This window comes from Pseudomonas sp. GW821-FHT09E12 (assembly GCF_059416085.1).
In genome coordinates this window covers 38897-52745 of the sequence record NZ_JBWKOM010000007.1, presented here as the reverse complement: position 1 = coordinate 52745, position 13849 = coordinate 38897, and the positions used below count along the sequence as shown (strand labels likewise).

Below are 13849 nucleotides of genomic sequence, written 5' to 3'. Positions count from 1 at the left end.
GGAATTCCTTAGTGCCGCTGGTTGATCAAAAGATAAAGAAAGAACGGCGTGCCCAGCACCGCGACAAAGATCCCCGCCGGCAGGTCCAGCGGCAGGAACAGGGTGCGCCCGATCAGATCGGCGAGCATCACCAGGTTGGCGCCGACCAGCGCCGCCATCACCGCCTGCCCGGCGAACCCCGGGGCCACCAGGCGCTTGGCGATGTGCGGCGCGATCAGCCCGACAAAGGCAATCGCCCCGCCCCAGGCCACCGCCGCCCCGGCCAGGGCCACGCTGACCAGCAGCAGGCCGGCGCGCAGCCACTGTACCCGCACACCGATGCCCTGGGCCAAGGCATCGTCCAGTTGTTGCACCCGCACCTGGCGCGCCAGCCACACCAGCAACGGCAGGATCGCCAGCAACCAGCCGGCCAGGGCCCGCGGCTCCGGCCAGCTGGCGCCGTAGACGCTGCCGGTGAGCCAGACATAGGCCGACAAGGTGGTGGTCAGCGGGCTGAACACCAGGACAAAGGTGGTCACCGCCGCCAGCAGCGCCGACACGCCGACACCGATCAGCACCAGGCGCAGCGGCGAGGTGCCCTGCTTCCAGGCCAGCAGGTAAATGGCCAGGGCCGCCAGCCCGGCGCCGAGCATCGCCGCCAATGGCAAGAACTGCGGACCCAGCAGCAACGAAAAGAACGACAGGTACAGCACCGCCGCGGCACTGGCGCCGCTGGTGATGCCCAGCAGATCGGGGGATGCCAGCGGGTTGCGGATGATGCTCTGCAAAATCAGGCCGGACACCGCCAGCGCCGCGCCGACCAGGGCTGCCAGCAGCAGGCGCGGCAGGCGCAGTTGCTCGACGATGAACAGCAGGCGCTCGTCGCCGCCGCGCCACAGCAGCTCCAGCACGGTCAGCGGCGACAGGTTGAGCTTGCCCAGGGACAAGGCGCCGAGCATCACCAGTGCCGTCGCCAGCACGGCCAGCAACAGCCGCCACAGGGTCGCCAGGTCGATGCGCCGCGAAAAGCCGGCGGTGCGCAGGGTCAGGGTGTTATTCATAACGGCCTCCACGACGGGCCAGGAAAATAAAGAACGGCGCGCCGAACAACGCGGTCATCACCCCCACCGGCACCTCCTGCGGCAGGATCACCAGGCGCCCCAGGGTGTCGGCCAGCAACAGCAGGATCGCCCCCAGCACCGCGCACCCCGGCAGCAACCAGCGATGGTCGATGGACAGGCCCTTGCGCACCATGTGCGGCACCAGCAGGCCGATGAAACCAATGCTGCCCGCCAGCGCCACCGCGCTACCCGCCAGGCCGATGATCAGCACGCTCATCAGCCAGCGGATCAACCCGGTGCGCTGCCCCAGGCCGATGGCGATGGCTTCGCCGGCGTTGAGCACATTGACCTGCCCGGCCAGCAGCAACGATCCCAGCAAGGCTAGCAAGACGCCCACCAGCAGCGGCGCGGCCAGCCCCAGGTCACGCTCGGACAACGACCCGGCGAGCCAGAACAGCACGGTGTCCAGGCCCTCCTCGTTGACCACCAGCAACGCCTGGCTGAAGGCGGAAAACAACGCGGTGATCGCCGCCCCCGCCAGAACGATGCGCAGCGGGTTGAGGCTGCCCTGCCCGCGATTGCCGATCAGCCACACCAGGCTGCCGGCCAGCGCGGCGCCGATAAAGGCGCACCACAGCCACTGGCTCATGGACGACAGGGCAAACAGCGACGAGCACAGGATGATCGCGAAGGTCGCCCCGGCATTCACCCCGAACAACCCCGGCGATGCCAGCGGGTTGCGGGTCAGCGCCTGCATCAGCGCCCCCGCCACCGCCAGGCTCGCACCCACGGCGACGGCCATCAGGGTGCGCGCCAAGCGACTGTTGAAGATCAACTGCTGGCCGGCGCTGAGGCTGTCCGGTTGCAGCAGGCCCTTGAGCAACTGCGACGGTTCGATCCAGGTCGCCCCGGCCGCCAGGCTCAGGCCAGCGCACAGCAGCAGGACGACCAGCGCCAGGCCGAGTTTCAGCCCAGGGCTCATGAAGACGCCACCAGGCGGGCAATGTCGTCGAGCATCAGGTTGGCGCCGAGGATCCCTCCGGAGAAACTCCAGGCGATGCCATCGACCCGCCACACCTGCTGCTGTTGCACGGCGCGCAGCTGCTGCCAGAACGGGTAATGCACCAGCCGTTCATAGTTGTGCTGCACCGCCTGGCTGTCGCGCTGGAATACAAAAAACAGGTCGGCATCGACCACGGGCAAGTTCTCTTTGCTGGTGAGTTTGATATAGGTGCCCCGGGACTCGCGGGCGACCGGGTTCCAGGCGAAACCCAGCTCCGTGAGCACCGAGCCGGCGAAACTGCTCGGCAGGTAACTGCGAACATGGTCTTCACGCACATCCAGCACTGACACCGTGGGCGGCCAGCGCCCGGCGAAAGTCACCTGCAACTGCTCGCGCAAGCGCGCCACCCGCTGCTGCCATTGCCCCAGCAGGCTGCTGGCCTGCTGCTGGCGGTTCAGGGCCGCGCCCATTAACGCCAGGGTGCGCTTGAACTCGAAGACCTCCTCGAGCATCAGCACCGTGCCCATGCGTTCGAGCAGCGGCGCGATGCGCTGGTGGCGAAAACGCGAGGCGACAATCACGTCCGGCTCCAGCAGCACGATGTCCTCAAGGCTGGGCTGGGTTTCCAGGCCAACATGAGGAACATTCGCCAGCGCCGGGCGCAAATAACGGAAGGTCGGCTTTTCGCTCGAAGACTCCACCACGCCGCAGGGCGTCACGCCCAGCGCCACGGCGCTGTCGGTGGCGCCCTGGAACAGGGTGACCAGGCGCAGCGGTTCGGCGCGGGCGATCCGTGGCAAGGCCAGCAACCCCAGGGACAGGCGCAACAGCGTGCGCCTGCAAGGATGGATCAGCGGGTCAGGCATCGGGAGCCAGCCGCTGGAACGGGTTGACCACTTCGCCCTTGCCGAACGGCATGCTGCCCGGGCCACCGGCGCGTTCGATCATCGGCGTCAGCAGCAGCTTCTGCGGCCAGCGCGGCGCTTCGAACAGCTGGCGCCTGATCATCGCCCGGGCCTCATCGTCGAACTCGATGCTCTGCAACAGAGCGTCCAGCACCTGGCGCAAGGCGCTCCACAATGCAGTCGCCGGCACGGCGTAGACCTGGGCCAGGGTGTCGATGATCGCCCGCACGTTGACCTGGATCGCCAGGGTCTGCAGCCAGAACAGCAGGTCTTCGGGACGCTGGTGATACAGGGTGTTGGCGTGGCCCTTCTTGATCCGATATTCCGGGTCGGCCATACCGTTGCGCTCCAGCCACGGCACGAAGATGCGCAGCGAATCGTGGTCGCGCAGCAGCAGGCCCTGGGCCTGGCCGGCCTTCCACACCAGCACCGCGTTCTGCCCGTGCACCTCGCCGAGCATGCCCAGGCGGAACATCCGCAGGTTGACGTCGAAGAAGCGCTGGCACAGCTCGCTGAACAGGGTCAGCACCGAAGCCTGGGTCGCCGGCAGTTCGCGGTACTGCATCCACTCATCGAAGAAGTGCCGGTTGCTGCCGGGCAATGGCGTGCCCAGGGCGGCCATCGGCAGCAGGCGGCAGTCCGGGTCGTCGAGTAAGGCTTGCGGGTAACCGCGGACCATCGCCGACAGGTGCCGCGGCGCCTCGTCGAACAGGGTCGCCTGGGGCGGCATGAAGGACCACCACTTGCTCTCGTCGCACAGGTGCAGGCTCTGCTCCAGCACCGGATCGAGGCGCCGCACCTGATGCAGCAGCGCCTCGCTGAGGCCGCCGTTGATCATCTTCACCGCCGGAAGGTAGCGCGAGGCGCCCAGGGAATAGATGGCCATCGGCAGCTTGAGGTAGTCGGCGCTGGCGAAACAGGGGGTCATCGAGCGCAGCGACGAGGTGGCGAAGACCGTGGCCTCGCTGAAGTCCAGGCGCTGGCAGTCGCCACGGGCGAAGGCATCGCCCAGCTGCGTCGGCAATACGTGCTCGAACTGCCACGGGTGCACCGGCAAGGCCACATGGCTGTCGCCAATGCCGCGCTCGCGCAGCTCCCCGGCCAGGTGTTCCTGCAAGGTTTCGGGCAACAGGTAGCGCGCCGGGTAGATCTGTTCCAGGTCTGTCACGCCCGCGCCGCCTTGCAGCAGGTCCTTGCGCACCGCCACCCAGTTCAGCGCCACCGGCTGGGCGAACTCGGCCTGGTACTGCTGGTATTCGGCCTGCAGCAAGCCCTGCTTGGCCTTGGCCAGCGGGTGGTACGGACGATCGCGCAGCGAAGCCCACTGCTCCATGGTGCGGAAAAAGGTGGCGCCGTCCTGGGCCATCAGGCCCTGGTGGTCAACCCGGTGCTCCAGGGACAGGGCGGTCTGCCAGACGCTGATATGCAGCACTTCGAGAAACAGCGTCAGGCCCTTCTCGTTGTCCTGGAAACGCGGGCCCATGCCGGTGAACACCCGGCGCATGAAGTCCACCGGGCCCAGCGCCGTCCAGCGCTGCTCCTGGCGGGCCAGAACCTGCGTGCCCGGGACCTTCTCCCACTGCTGGGTGATGCCCGGGCGCAGGGCGATGCTGATAAAGCGCTGTTCCTGGGCGTCGCAGCACCACTCCCAGATCCGCTGCCGGGCATCCGCGCCTTCAAGGGTTGGGGCTTCGAGGGGTGGGGCTTCTGGATGGGCCTGGCGCCATTGGCTGGCAGTCAGCAACGGCAAGGGTTCGCGGCCAAAGAAGTCTTCGGCGAGCAGGCAATCGATCAGGTCCTGCATCACCAGCTCGGCGGCCATGGTTGTGAAGTTCATCGGATTATTTTCCTTCTAGAGAAAGGGTGGCCAACCTGGCCTGGAGAGCACGAAAGGCAATGCCGCGTTCGTCGCCGAGGACAAAGGCCCGGACCCCGCGCTCGCGCCAGCGTCCCAGGTCGCCCTGCTGTCGGGGAATCGCGCAATACGGCACGCCGGCATGGTCCGCCGCCTGCCAGCTGTCGAGCAGGGCCTGCTGGACCGCCGGCTGGTCGATCTGCCAGGGCATGCCGAGGGATTGCGAGAGATCGGCCGCGCCTTCGAGGATCATGTCCAGGCCCGGCACCGCAGCGATCTGCGCGGCGTTGCGCACGCCGGCGGCACTTTCGATCATCGCCACCAGCATGATCTGCTCGTTGGCCTGCCCCACGTACTGCGCCAGGCTGTGCTTGCCGAAACTGCCGGGGCGCCCGGCGTTGAGGCTGCGCTGGCCCAGCGGGTGGTATTTGCAGGCGGCAATCGCCGTCTGCAACTGCCCAGCGGACTCGATCATAGGCAGCACGATGCCCTGGGCGCCGCCGTCGAGCAGGCGCAGCATTGTCTTGGGGTTGAGGTCGGCGACCCGCACCAGCGGCGTCAGCTCGTAGGCTTCGGCGGTGCGGATCATGTGCTCGACGGTTTCCGGGTTGATCAGCACGTGTTCCATGTCGATGATCACGAAGTCGAACCCGGCCTCGGCGATCAGCTCGATGGCCGCCGGCGCCGGAATCGAGCTGATCAGCCCGTACACCGTTTGCCCGGCCGCCAGTTTGCGTTTCAGCTGGTTGCTTCTCAGCATGCTTGCGGCCTGTAGGCATGGAGTGGATTGGGCACCGACTTGAAGCGCCGCTCACCGTCGCCCAGCAGGCGGCGCTTGGTCAGCTCTTCGACCTCGTAGCTCGGCGCGAACACGTCGAACAGGCCGAAACGGTCGCGGTGCTGCGGATGGGCGTCCTGGTAGTCGAGGATTACCTCGGCGGTCATTTGCCAGAACTGGCCTTCGTCGAGCTGGTAGTGCTGGCGCAGGAAGATCGCCATCTCCGCCAGGCAGATAAAGAAGAAGCAGTCGCAGGAGAAATCCCGTACCGCGTTGACATCGTCGGTGAGGATGAAGGAGTTGCGATTGAGCTTGGCGTGGCTGGCCGGCAGCGGCACCAACTCCGGGCACAGCTCGGGGCGCGCCAGGTGCGCCGGCGAGTAGCGCACGCCGTCGTGGAAGTCCTTGAGGGCGATGCGCTGCGGCCAGCCCTGCTTGACGATCAGCACGATGTTCTGGCCGTGGGATTCCATGCCGATGCCTTCGGCGTAGAGCATGTGGATGATCGGCGGCACCGTCACCTGCAGCAGCTGGCGGGTCCAGGCCTGCAGGCCGTACTGGCGGATCCAGGCGTCGATGAACGGCTGCTGCGGCCCTGTGCCGTAGCGGTTCTCCACATGGCTCAGGCCGTTGAACGGCACCGCCTGCTCGTCGGCCTTGAGGTACTGATGGAGGCTTTCGCGCCAGATCGCCCCCAGGGTGCCGTAGGCCTGGGGGCTGCGGGACGGAGGGAGGTGCTGGTAGTCGAAGCTGACCCCGGCCACCTCGCCGAGGATCACGAAATCCAGCTGGCGCGCGGTGCTGTCGCTGGCGATCAGCTGTTGCAGCCAGTCGGTGATGATCGGCCCGTTCAGCACCGTGTGCCGCGCCAGGATGCGCGTGCTGGAGGTGTTGGTCATGCTCATGGCCAGCTTGACGTACGGCCGCTGCTTGGCCGTGGCGTTGGCCAGGGTGCGGATCGACTGCTGGGCCTTGTACTGGTCATCCGAGGTGCCGAGGTAGATCAGCTCGCCGCTGAGCAGCTCCGGGTAGAAGGTCGAGACAATCAGGTTTTCCCACTGCCATGGGTGCACCGGCAGCAGCTGGTAGTCGTCCAGCGCCCGGCCCTGGCTGGCCAGTTGCTGCTCGACCTGCCGCCAGCGCGCGGCGCCCAGCTCCTGGCGGATAAAGGTCGGGAAATCGAGTTTCTGCGAATGGTTGAGCGAGGCCCGGTTGCGCGCGACCGCCAGCCACACCACGGCGATCGGCGTGGCGAACTCCGGGCCGTAGGCCTGGTTGTCCGCCAGGGAAAAGCCGATGCGCGACTTGTAGCACGGGTGGTAGCTGTGGGCGTCCATGAAGTGCTGCTCCAGGGCGTCCACGTCCAGCTGGTGGGCCGGCTTTTCGGCCTGGTAGCCCTGGCTGCGCGCTTGCAGATCCTTGAGCTGGGTCTGCTCCAGTTCCTGGATGAAACGCCCCAGGTGCGGGCTGTCCTGGTAGTCGCCGAGCAGCTCGGCCAGGGCCTGGTGCAGGTCCGGCACGCTGCGCTGGCCGCGGCTGTCGAGGCGTTCCAGGCTGGCGGAATCGAGGCGGATCAAATCGAAGCTGGCGCTGAGCAGGCCGTTGCAGTGGTACTCCACCCGCTGCTGCTGGCCGTCGATGCCGAGCACCACGAAACGGCGCTGGCCGCTGTCATGGCCGTGCGGGCCGCCCTCCAGCGGCTGGCTGTCGAACGGCAGCACGCCTTCATACAGCAGGGTCTGCAACAGCTGGCCGACCACCCGCTGCTGGACTTTTTCGTCGATACGCCCATCCACCGTGGCCAGCCAGGCACCGGGACCGGAGGGCTGGCTTGAGGTTGTCGAGATTGCAGTCGCCATGTTCATACCTTGTGCGAAGAAGGGTTAACGGTGTTCGAGCGCGACGGGCACAGCCTCGGCGGTCTCGTCGGAAAGGGGAAAACGCCAGGCGCAGGGCAACGCCAGCAGGATCAGCAGGCCGGTGACCACGAACACCTCGCTGATGGCGGACGACATGCCCGCCTGGGCCTGCGCGCCGCCATCGACCAGGCGGAACTCCAGCCACAGCGAGGCGATGACAATGCCCAGGGACGACACCAGGCGCCGCGAGATGTTGTTCATCGCCGCGCCCTGGGTGACCATCGGCTCGGGCAAGGCATTCAGCCCGGCGGTGGTCACCGGCATGTAGGACAGGCCCAGGCCGGCGCCGCGCAGCATCATCAGCGCGAACACCAGGCCGATCGCCGCATTGGCCGGGAGCAGGCCCAGGGCCAGGGTCGACAGCCCGGTCAGCAGCAGGCCGATGGACACGACAAGACGCGGCCCGTGGCGATCCAGGGCGCTGCCGCCCATGCGCCCGAACAGACTGGCGAACACCGCCGTGCAGAGCAGCGCCAGGCCGGTCCAGATGGCGCTGTAGCCGAGCACCGTCTGCACCAGCAACGGCAGCAGCACCAGGCACTCGAACATGCCCACCGACTGCACCACGGCGATGATCACGCTCAGGCGGTAACCGCGCAGGGCGAAGATCCGCAGGTTGAGCAGCGGCGCCTCGCGGCGCAGCTCCAGGCGGACAAAGGCCACCAGGCACAGCACCGCCACCAGCAGCATCAGCAGGTTCAACGGGTCCAGCAGCCCGGCGGCGTGGTGCAGGCGGCTGATGGCAATCATCAGCAGGCCGATGCCCGAAGCGATCAGCAGGTAGCCGGCCAGGTCGAACGGCTTGCGCTCGGCCGGCTCGGAAGGCGGCAGTATCGCGAGGCCCATCAGCAGCGCAACGACGCCGATCGGCACGTTCATCAAAAACAGCGAGCGCCAGCTGAACCACTCCAGCAGCAGGCTGCCGCACAGCGGGCCCACCGCCGGCGCCAGCATCACCGCCGCGCCCCACAGGCCGGTGACCCGGCCGCGCTCGTCCTTGGCGTACACCGCGAAGATGATCGCCAGGGACAGCGGGATCATCAGCCCGCTGGCGATCCCCTGCACCACCCGCGCGGCGATCACCAGGGCGATGGAATCGGCCAGGGCACCGAGCAGCGAACCGCCGATAAACAGCGCCACGCCCCACAGGTACAGGCGTCGCCGGCCCAGGCGCTGGCTGAGGAAACTGGTCAGCGGCATGGTCATGCCCATGCTGGTCATGAAGGCCGCGACTATCCAGGTGGCCATCAACGGGCCGATGGCAAACGCCTGCATGAACGCCGGCAACGCCGGGTTCAGCGAGCTGTTGTTGAGGCTGACGGTCAGGGTGCCAAGCAGCACGTTGACCACCACCCAAGCGCGCGGTGCCTTGAAACTCACAGACCGGCTCCTTCGAGCAATTCACCCTGGCGCAGGAAGTGCTGCGCCGGCCGTGGATGACAGAGGAAGTCGGCGTGGGAAATGTTGTAGCCATAGGCCCCGGCCATCGGCAGCACCAGCAGGTCGCCGACGCTGACGCCCTTGAGCGGCTGGGCCCGGCTCAGCACATCCTTGGGCGTGCACAGCTGGCCGACCACGGTCCAGGCCTGCTCTGTGCTGTGCGCCGGCTGCGGCGTGCGTGGCAGGTGAATCAACGGGTGGCTGTGGCTCTGCGCCGCGGGCAGGCGGAACTGGTGGGTGCCGCCGCGGCACACCAGGAAGTGCTCGCCGTGGCTGGTCTTGGTGTCCAGCACCTCGATCACGTAGTAACCGCAAAAAGCACTGATAAACCGCCCGGGCTCGAAGCGCAGGATCGGCGCCTGATCGCCCTGCTCCGCCAGCCGGCGTTCCAGGTAGCGGCACAGGCGCTGCCAGTCGAACTGCTGGCCGCTGAGGTAGTCGACGCCGATGCCGCCGCCGACATTCAGGTGGGTCAGTTGCTCGGGGTGCGCCGCCAGGGCCTTCCACAGCGGCCAGCGTTGCAGATAGAAGTCCAGCAACTGCTCATGGCGCTCCACCGACTGCTGGTGGGACATGGCGTGCACATGGAAACCCTTGAGGCGCAGATGGCTGGCCCGGTCGACCCTTTGCACGGCCTCGGCCAGTTCCGCCTCGTCGATGCCGAACGGCGTGGCGGTGCCGGCCATGGCCAGCCGGCTCGACTGGTTCTGCGGCAACTGCGGGTTGATGCGGATGAATACCGGCTGCACCCGCCCGGCTTCTTCGGCCAGGCGTTGCAGGCGCTCGATCTCGTTGAGGCTTTCCAGGTGCACCGCTTCCACCTGATGGGCCAGGGCCGCGCGCAGGTCGGAATCGAGCTTGCCCGGGCCGGAAAACACATAGGGCTTGCGGGTCGGACAGGCCACCACCCGCTCGATCTCGCCACCCGAGGAAATCTCGAAACCACTGACCAGCGGGGCCAGCGCCGCCAGCACTGGCGCCTCGCTGTTGGCCTTGATCGCGTAATACAGCTCGACCCCGGCCGGCAACGCCGCCATCACCTGGCGCACATGGGCCTGCAAGGCGTCCAGGTCGTAGATAAAGGCCGCCAGCGGGTCGGCACTGCCGGCCCGGGCCTGGTCGATGGCGCGCAGGACCGCCTGGGACAACTCAGCCATAACGGGCCTCCTCGCTCCACGGCGAACTCAGGCTGACGTAGCCGGCCTGACGGTCGGCCTTGGCGGCCAGGCGCACCTTGAGGTTGGTCTTGCAGGCGATCGGCTGGCCGGCGATCAGCGCGTCCAGCTCCGGCGCCGGGCGTACCAGTTCGTCACGGATGCGCCGCAGCTGCTGCTCGACCCGTTGCCACATCAGCGGTGCCAGGTGCGGGCGTTCCCAACTCAGGGCCAGCACCGCTTCCGACAGGTTGTTGATCAGCAGGCAGTAAGTAATGCGGCTCCAGCCCTGCTCGCGGGAATACAGCAATGACTGGCGCACCCGCGGGTGCAGGCCGACCTCGATCTGCGCCATGCCCAGCTCATCGGTGAGCTTGACCCCCTCGAAGTCCCGCAGCAGCAACTGTCGCGGCTGGCCCTGGTCGTGGATCAGCACAGTGTTCTGCAGGTGCGGCTCCATCACCACGCCGTGGTTGAAGAACAGCGCCAGCACCGGCCGCAGCAGCAACGCCTGATACTGGTCGAACCAGTCCACCAGTTGCTCGTCCGCCAGTTCGCTGGCGTTGAAGCCTTGCAGGAAGTCATGCACCAGCGGCCGCGAATGGATGTCGCGGGCAAACAGGGTGCCGGCCATCACGCTGCGCTCGGCGCCGGCGCGGCGGCAGAAGTTCTCCCGCAGGATCGCCCCGGTCTGTTCGCGAAACCAGTGGGCGTCGGCTTCGCTGGCCTGGGCCGGGGCCCAGCTCATGGAACCCGGCTCGGCCACCGCCGACAGCCCGCCGAGGGTTTCGGCCTGGGTCCGCTGCAGGCGCTGGAACAACTGGTCGATGATCAGCGTGCTTTCCAGCTCGTACCAGGCGTTCTTGCGCACGCAATTGGTGATGCGCACGTTCAGCGAGCCCTTGATGAAAAAGTCGTGGTCCTCGATGTACCAGGTGCGCATCGAGGCCGTCGGGCTGGCGAGCGGCCCAGTCGGCCCGTGGTCGATCACCTCGCCCAGCTCCAGCAGGCGCTGCACGCGGCGGTCCTGCATGAACAGCTCGGCCTGCACCGGGTGCATGCAGATCATCGCGTGCCCCGGGCGCGCCCGGCCCTGGTCGGCGAAACCGGCCATCACCTGCTCTTCGCTGAGGCCGCTGGCGGTCACCCGCAGGCCCTGGCGCGGCACCTCGAACAGATGCAGCGCGGTCTCGGCCTGGAATTCCGGGGCGTAGGTTTCCTGGGCCAGGTGCGCCGGCCACAGCCGCGCCTTGGGCGCCGGATGGTTGGGGTGGCCGAACCACAGGCCCTGCTCGCTGGCCAGGTAGCCGCTCAGCGGCGCCGGGCCCTGGCCGTCCATGTTGTGGGCGACGATGGCGGCGGTCAGCGACTGGCTTTGCAGCACCTGGTCCAGCAACTCGTCGTTGCTGGCCCGGGTCATGTGTTCGCAGGCGCCGAGCAGTTGCTCGACGAACTCGGCAAAGGCCAGGCAACGCCAGGTCTCGCCTGCTTCGCGCCGGGCATACACGTCCGACAGGTAACGGTGGCTGCCCAGGTGGTCGCGGCGGTCGACCATGACGAAGAACTGCTGCCGGTTGGGCAGGTCGATGGTCAGCGGAATGCCCTTCCATTCCAGGCCGTCCAGGTAACTGCCGGGGGCGATGCCCTGCATCTGTGTCGGCCAGCTGTAACTGAGGCAGTTTTCCGGCAAGGCGAACTCTTTGATCAGGCAATTGAGCAAGGCGCGAGTGGTCGCCAGCTCACTGACCATCTTCGATAAAACATGCTTTGATAAAACATCGCGATCTGAATAATTCATACATGCTCCACAGTAGCCCGTGCGGTCACTGGCTGCGTACTGTCGCGGCAAATAGTTAGTTGCTCTTCGGCCGTACCGAAAGCCGACAGATACCCGTCGAACGAACTCGTCCGCTTGCACTTTCCTGCAACCTTGAACAAGAAAAACCTGTCGCCTGACAGTTATTCAATCAAGACTTAAAAGTGTGAAAAACGACACACTTTCATCGAATACGCTTCATTTCAAAAACAGCACTTCAAGCACGTACCTGCAATAAGGCGTCCGCCATTGCGCGAGTAAATCGCTGGATAACTTGCTGGCACTGTTCGTCGTCGATGACCAGCGGCGGCAACAGGCGGATCACATTGCCGCGGCGTCCGCCGCGCTCCAGCAGCAGGCCCTGTTTGAAGCAGTGCTGCTGGATGGCCACGGCCAGGCCCGGGTCCGAGGGGAAATGCCCGTGGCGGTCGGCCGGCTGGCGTTCGTCGACGATCTCGATGCCCAGCATCAGGCCACGCCCGCGCACCTGGCCCAGGGCCGGATAGCTCGGCTGCAAGGCCGTCAATTGCTCCTTGAGCCACTGCCCGCGGCGCTCGGCCAGGGCCGCGATGTTCTGCTCGCGCAACACCTGCAGGGTCGCCAGGCCCGCGGCCATGGCCATCTGGTTGCCGCGGAAGGTGCCGGCGTGGTTGCCCGGCTCCCAGGCATCGAATTCGCGCTTGATGCCCAGCACCGCCATCGGCAGGCCGCCGCCCACCGCCTTGGACATGACGATCATGTCCGGCTCGATGCCGGCGTGCTCGAAGGCGAACATCTTGCCGGTGCGGGCAAAGCCGGCCTGCACCTCATCGAGGATCAGCACGATGCCGTGCTGGCGGGTCACTTCGCGGATCGCCCGCAGCCAGCTGGCCGGCGCGCAGTTGACCCCGCCCTCGCCCTGCACCGCCTCGAGAATCACCGCCGCCGGCAGCGACACGCCGCTTTCCACGTCTTCGATGAACTGGGTGAAGTAATGGGTCAGCGCCTCGACCCCGGCCTCGCCGCCGATCCCCAGCGGGCAGCGGTATTCGTGGGGGTACGGCATGAACTGCACGCCCGGCATCAGGCCGGCGATGGCGTGCTTGGGCGCGGTATTGCCGGTCAGCGCCAGGGCGCCGTGGGTCATGCCGTGGTAGGCCCCGGAGAAACTGATGACGTTGTGCCGCCCGGTATGGGTCTTGGCCAGCTTCAGCGCCGCTTCCACCGCGTCCGCCCCGGACGGCCCGCAGAATTGCAGGCAGTAGTCGCGGCCCTGGCCCGGCAGCAGGCTGAGCAGGGTTTCGCTGAAAGCGTCCTTGACCACGGTGGTCAGGTCCAGGGTGTGCATGGGCAGGCCCGAGGCCAGGAAACTGTCGAGACTGGCCATGATCGCCGGGTGGTTGTGCCCCAGGGCCAGGGTGCCGGCGCCGGCCAGGCAGTCCAGGTAGGTCTTGCCTTCGACGTCGGTGACCCAGACCCCATGCGCCTTGGCGATGGCCAGCGGCAACTTGCGCGGGTAACTGCGCACATTGGATTCGAACTTGCCTTGCCGGGCCAGATAGTCGGCATTGGTCTTTTGCAGAGGACTAGTGCGCAATATGCCATCATTCAACATCTGTTCACCCTCGTTAAATTCGACATGCAAATTATTATCATTAATAAAAACGCGCAACTACTTATTCAAACTTATTTGGAATAGTCGCATGACACTTGCGGATATAAGCTAACTATCGCGCCCACGCCAAAAACCAAGTTGATAAACTTGGTAAAACGTCATTTATGACGTATGAAACTGCCATGTTATTGCCATCTTTCCGACAACTTCATTAGTTGCCATTAAATGGCCAACACCTCATTCAAGAGGCGAGCAAGTTGATCAACTTATAACGGACATACTTTCTTCCTCGACCAAAGGAACCGGTCATGACCAACACGGCGGTGCGCCCTTCCCTGTGGCGCC

General features: G+C 66.2%; 10 protein-coding genes. All 10 read right to left on the bottom strand.

Annotation, left to right across the window (positions count from 1 at the left end):
- Positions 1 to 8 precede the first annotated feature (8 nt).
- Entirely contained in the window at positions 9 to 1040 is a 1032-nt protein-coding gene (locus AC07PQ_RS20855) for a FecCD family ABC transporter permease (protein WP_087090884.1), read from the bottom strand.
- Complete coding sequence (locus AC07PQ_RS20850) at positions 1033 to 2022, bottom strand: FecCD family ABC transporter permease (RefSeq protein ID WP_493186341.1); 990 nt, start codon at positions 2020 to 2022, stop codon at positions 1033 to 1035. Before AC07PQ_RS20850 ends, AC07PQ_RS20855 begins: the two co-directional genes overlap by 8 nt.
- Positions 2019 to 2909, bottom strand: a complete 891-nt coding sequence (locus AC07PQ_RS20845) for an ABC transporter substrate-binding protein (RefSeq protein WP_274334402.1) — start codon at positions 2907 to 2909, stop codon at positions 2019 to 2021. The genes AC07PQ_RS20850 and AC07PQ_RS20845 overlap by 4 nt, the downstream gene beginning before the upstream one ends.
- Positions 2902 to 4785, bottom strand: coding sequence for an IucA/IucC family protein (locus tag AC07PQ_RS20840; protein WP_493186342.1), 1884 nt, complete (start codon positions 4783 to 4785; stop codon positions 2902 to 2904). The genes AC07PQ_RS20845 and AC07PQ_RS20840 overlap by 8 nt, the downstream gene beginning before the upstream one ends.
- A gap of 4 nt (positions 4786 to 4789) precedes the next feature.
- Positions 4790 to 5563: an HpcH/HpaI aldolase family protein gene (locus tag AC07PQ_RS20835; RefSeq protein WP_007925436.1), complete on the bottom strand. Its 774-nt coding sequence runs from the start codon at positions 5561 to 5563 to the stop codon at positions 4790 to 4792.
- Entirely contained in the window at positions 5557 to 7446 is a 1890-nt protein-coding gene (locus tag AC07PQ_RS20830) for an IucA/IucC family protein (protein WP_493186343.1), read from the bottom strand. The genes AC07PQ_RS20835 and AC07PQ_RS20830 overlap by 7 nt, the downstream gene beginning before the upstream one ends.
- A gap of 18 nt (positions 7447 to 7464) precedes the next feature.
- Positions 7465 to 8880, bottom strand: coding sequence for a DHA2 family efflux MFS transporter permease subunit (locus AC07PQ_RS20825; RefSeq protein WP_493186344.1), 1416 nt, complete (start codon positions 8878 to 8880; stop codon positions 7465 to 7467).
- Positions 8877 to 10097: a type III PLP-dependent enzyme gene (locus AC07PQ_RS20820; RefSeq protein ID WP_493186345.1), complete on the bottom strand. Its 1221-nt coding sequence runs from the start codon at positions 10095 to 10097 to the stop codon at positions 8877 to 8879. The genes AC07PQ_RS20825 and AC07PQ_RS20820 overlap by 4 nt, the downstream gene beginning before the upstream one ends.
- On the bottom strand, positions 10090 to 11892 hold the full coding sequence (locus AC07PQ_RS20815; protein ID WP_007925427.1) for an IucA/IucC family protein: 1803 nt from the start codon (positions 11890 to 11892) through the stop codon (positions 10090 to 10092). The genes AC07PQ_RS20820 and AC07PQ_RS20815 overlap by 8 nt, the downstream gene beginning before the upstream one ends.
- A 235-nt stretch (positions 11893 to 12127) precedes the next feature.
- The gene (locus AC07PQ_RS20810) at positions 12128 to 13504 is read right to left on the bottom strand and encodes a diaminobutyrate--2-oxoglutarate transaminase (protein WP_493186346.1); all 1377 of its coding nucleotides are present in this window, start codon (positions 13502 to 13504) and stop codon (positions 12128 to 12130) included.
- Positions 13505 to 13849 lie beyond the last annotated feature (345 nt).

Excerpts from the sequence above, each read along its gene's own strand:
- AC07PQ_RS20855 (WP_087090884.1), bottom strand. The coding sequence starts at position 1,040 with ATGAATAACACCCTGACCCTGCGCACCGCCGGCTTTTCGCGGCGCATC.
- AC07PQ_RS20830 (WP_493186343.1), bottom strand. The coding sequence starts at position 7,446 with ATGAACATGGCGACTGCAATCTCGACAACCTCAAGCCAGCCCTCCGGT.
- AC07PQ_RS20845 (WP_274334402.1), bottom strand. The coding sequence starts at position 2,909 with ATGCCTGACCCGCTGATCCATCCTTGCAGGCGCACGCTGTTGCGCCTG.
- AC07PQ_RS20815 (WP_007925427.1), bottom strand. The coding sequence starts at position 11,892 with ATGAATTATTCAGATCGCGATGTTTTATCAAAGCATGTTTTATCGAAG.
- AC07PQ_RS20840 (WP_493186342.1), bottom strand. The coding sequence starts at position 4,785 with ATGAACTTCACAACCATGGCCGCCGAGCTGGTGATGCAGGACCTGATC.
- AC07PQ_RS20810 (WP_493186346.1), bottom strand. The coding sequence starts at position 13,504 with ATGTTGAATGATGGCATATTGCGCACTAGTCCTCTGCAAAAGACCAAT.
- AC07PQ_RS20820 (WP_493186345.1), bottom strand. The coding sequence starts at position 10,097 with ATGGCTGAGTTGTCCCAGGCGGTCCTGCGCGCCATCGACCAGGCCCGG.
- AC07PQ_RS20850 (WP_493186341.1), bottom strand. The coding sequence starts at position 2,022 with ATGAGCCCTGGGCTGAAACTCGGCCTGGCGCTGGTCGTCCTGCTGCTG.
- AC07PQ_RS20835 (WP_007925436.1), bottom strand. The coding sequence starts at position 5,563 with ATGCTGAGAAGCAACCAGCTGAAACGCAAACTGGCGGCCGGGCAAACG.